This window comes from Brevibacillus sp. NRRL NRS-603, assembly GCF_003013445.1.
In the GTDB taxonomy this organism is placed as follows: Bacteria; Bacillota; Bacilli; order Brevibacillales; family Brevibacillaceae; genus Brevibacillus; species Brevibacillus formosus.
The window spans coordinates 1-3,468 of the sequence record NZ_PXZN01000132.1 but is presented as its reverse complement, the minus strand read 5'-3'; the positions used below and the strand labels follow the sequence as shown (position 1 = coordinate 3,468).

The following is a 3,468-nucleotide window of genomic DNA, read 5'->3' as shown; positions in this document are numbered from 1 at the left end:
CGAACTCCGCTTCACCGAGCTTGATTTTGCCATTTTGGATTCGTCCGTGAAACAGATTGACCCGCCCCAGAAAGCTGTACACGAACGGATTGGCCGGATGATGATAAATTTCCTCGGGCGATCCTACCTGCTCCACTCGCCCTTCATTCATCACAACTACCTGATCCGCCAATTCCATCGCTTCCTCCTGATCGTGTGTCACGAACAGAATCGTCAGCCCGAGCTTCCCGTGCAAATGACGGAGCCAGCGACGCAGATCCTGCCTCACTTTCGTATCCAAAGCGCCAAACGGTTCATCCAGCAGCAAAAATTTTGGTTCCACTGCCAAAGCCCTCGCCAATGCGACACGTTGGCGCTGCCCACCGGATAGCTGTGAGGGATAGCGATGAGCGAGACCTTCTAGCTGCACGAGCTTTAACAGCGAATGAACCTTTTCACTGATTTCCTCCTTGCTCGGTCGTGTTTTGCGGGAACGAACGGACAATCCAAACGCAATGTTGTCAAAAATGTTCATATGCCGAAACAAGGCGTAATGCTGAAAAACAAACCCAACCTGCCTCTCGCGCACGTCGCGGTTCGTATTATCCTCTCCGTTGAAGAGGATGCTCCCCTCCTGCGGTTGCTCCAGTCCAGCGATGAGACGCAAAAGCGTCGTCTTTCCCGATCCGGAAGGCCCGAGAAGTGCTACAAGTTCGCCTTCCGGGATGTGCAGATTTACATTTTTCAGTGCCGTAAAGCTTTTATATGACTTCGTAATGTTCAGTACCTCGATACTCATCCGGCTCTCTCTCCTGTCACGTTGTAGTGTTGTTCCTCATCCAGCTTTGCCTGCCGCTCGGTTTTCCACTCGATCAAGCTTTTCAGAATAAGCGTCACTAAGGCTAAGGCAGCAAGCAAGGTGGCTACCGCAAAGGCAGCAGCGAATTGATATTCGTTGTAGAGAATCTCCACATGCAACGGGAGCGTATTGGTCATGCCGCGGATATGACCTGAAACGACGGATACTGCCCCGAATTCACCCATGGCGCGGGCATTGCACAAAATGACCCCGTACAGGAGCCCCCATTTTACGTTTGGCAGCGTGACGCGTAAAAATGTTTTCCAGCCGCTTGCTCCGAGCGAGACTGCTGCTTCCTCCTCGTCTCTTCCCTGTGCTTCCATGACCGGAATCAGTTCACGAGCGACGAACGGGAAGGTAACAAAGGTGGTCGCGAGCACGATGCCTGGAACCGCGAAAATGATTTTGAAATCCCATTCCGCAAGTAAGGGCGCCGCCACACCTTGACTCCCAAACAAGAGGACAAAGATTAGACCCGCAATGACTGGAGATACGGCAAATGGCAAGTCGATCAACGTAAGCAACACATTTTTTCCCGGGAACGAAAACTTGGCGATTGCCCATGCAGCAGCGATCCCGAACGTCACATTCAGCGGTACGCTAATGGCTGCGACTAGCAAGGTGAGCTTGACAGCGGATAACGTTTCCTCCTCTGTAATGGATGCCACGAACACCTCCGCCCCTTGCCGAAACGCTTCTGTAAAAACTGCTACTAGCGGCAGGATCAAAAACAAGCCGAGAAAGAGCAAGGCCACGATAATCAGTGTCCAGCGGATATAGGCCGGCTCCGTCAAATGCTTCATACGTAATACCTCCTAACGGGCCGCATCGAATTTATTGATTTTCCATTGCAAGTAGTTGATGATCAAAAGCATGACAAAGGAAATCACAAGCATGACGGTTGCAATTGCCGTAGCGCCTGCATAATCAAACTGCTCCAGCTTGGTCATAATCAAGAGGGGCACAATCTCTGTTTTCAACGGCATGTTCCCGGAGATGAAAACGACGGAGCCATACTCCCCCAATGCCCTGGCGAAGGCTAGCGCAAAACCCGTAATGATTGCCGGTAACAGATGCGGCAAGACCACCCGCCAAAATGTATTCCATCGGGTAGCACCCAACGTAGCCGCCGCTTCCTCCATTTGCAAATCCCAATCCTGCAAAACAGGCTGGACTGTTCTGACGACAAAAGGAAGACCGATGAATGTTAGGGCAACCCATATACCAATGGGGGTGTACGCTACCTTAATCCCCCACTCCGCCAGATACTGCCCAATCCAACCATTTTCGGCGTAAATAGAAGTCAGGGCAATCCCGCCTACAGCGGTAGGCAAAGCAAATGGGAGATCAACAATACCGTCAATGATCCGCTTCCCCGCAAACTGATAGCGAACCAACACCCATGCCACCAAGACACCGAACACTGCATTGAGACAAGCCGCAAAAAAAGAAGTCATAATACTCACGCGAATAGAGGCAAGAACGCGCGTATCCATAATGGTCCCAATGAATTGCTCCCAACTCATCGTCGAAGCTTTTAAAAACAGGACAGACAGAGGGATCAGCACCAGAAGACTCAGGTAGATGATGGTATAGCCCATAGTCATGCCAAATCCTGGCAAAAACCCTCTGTTGCTGAGTGATTTTCTCATGAAAGTAACTCCTCTGAGGAAAGTGTAGGTCTATGGTTTATAAAGCTGATCGAACACGCCTTGATCTGTAAAATGAGTCTTTTGTGCTTTGGTCCAGCCACCAAACAACTCATCGATCGTAAACAGTTGGATGTCAGGAAATGCTGGTTTATGTGCTTTGAGTACTTCTTGTGAACGTGGACGGTAGTAGTGCTTGGCAGCGAGCTCTTGGCCTTTTTTGGTATACAGGAACTGGAGGTATGCTTCTGCTACTTCTTTTGTCTTGTGCTTGTCAGCATATTTGTCAACGATGGTGACTGGCGGCTCAGCCAAAATGCTCAAGGACGGATTCACAATCTCAAACTTGTCTTTCCCTAGTTCATTGACAGCGAGATACGCTTCGTTTTCCCATGCAATCAGCACATCCCCAATGCCACGCTCGACAAATGTAGTGGTCGAACCGCGTGCCCCAGAATCGAGGACGGGTACATTTTTAAACAATTGCGCCACGAATTCTTGTGCCTTCGCTTCATCTCCCCCATTTGTCTTCAAGGCATAACCCCAGGCAGCCAAGTAATTCCATCTGGCTCCCCCAGACGTTTTCGGGTTCGGAGTAATCACGGAGATACCAGGCTTGATCAAATCATCCCAATCTTTGATTTGCTTCGGATTGCCTTTGCGCACGAGGAACACAATTGTGGAGGTGTAGGGCGAGCTGTTGTCTGAGAGCTTCTTTTGCCAATCGGCAGGAATCAGACCGCGTTCGGCAATCGCGTCAATGTCATAGGCGAGGGCAAGGGTGACTACGTCTGCTTCTAAACCATCGATGACGGAGCGGGATTGCTTGCCTGAACCGCCATGTGATTGCTTGATCGTCACTGTTTGACCTGTTTTTTGTTGCCACTCTGAGGCAAACTCCTTGTTGATATCTTGGTAAAACTCTCGCGTCGGATCGTAGGAAACATTGAGCAGCTCTACCGTAGAGTTGCTGCCCCCCGC

The 3,468-nt window shown here is 50.4% G+C and carries 4 protein-coding genes; all 4 read right to left on the bottom strand.

Going from position 1 to position 3,468, the window contains the following annotated elements; translation table 11 throughout:
• Positions 1-778: sulfate/molybdate ABC transporter ATP-binding protein (locus C7R94_RS29150; protein ID WP_106785988.1), on the bottom strand; the 778-nt coding region annotated here is incomplete at its 3' end.
• A complete protein-coding gene (gene cysW, locus C7R94_RS29145; protein WP_106785987.1) occupies positions 775-1,641 on the bottom strand; it encodes a sulfate ABC transporter permease subunit CysW in 867 nt (288 codons plus the stop codon). The genes cysW and C7R94_RS29150, both read right to left, overlap by 4 nt.
• 12 nt (positions 1,642-1,653) lie before the next feature.
• Positions 1,654-2,490 (bottom strand): sulfate ABC transporter permease subunit CysT, encoded by an 837-nt coding sequence (gene cysT, locus C7R94_RS29140; protein ID WP_047069066.1) that lies wholly within the window; start codon positions 2,488-2,490, stop codon positions 1,654-1,656.
• A 30-nt stretch (positions 2,491-2,520) separates the two neighbouring features.
• The coding region (locus C7R94_RS29135; protein WP_106785986.1) for a sulfate ABC transporter substrate-binding protein at positions 2,521-3,468 on the bottom strand (948 nt) is incomplete at its 5' end.

What these genes read in the sequence shown, in the direction of transcription:
- cysW (WP_106785987.1), bottom strand. Translation starts at nt 1,641, where the DNA reads ATGAAGCATTTGACGGAGCCGGCCTATATCCGCTGGACACTGATTATC.
- cysT (WP_047069066.1), bottom strand. Translation starts at nt 2,490, where the DNA reads ATGAGAAAATCACTCAGCAACAGAGGGTTTTTGCCAGGATTTGGCATG.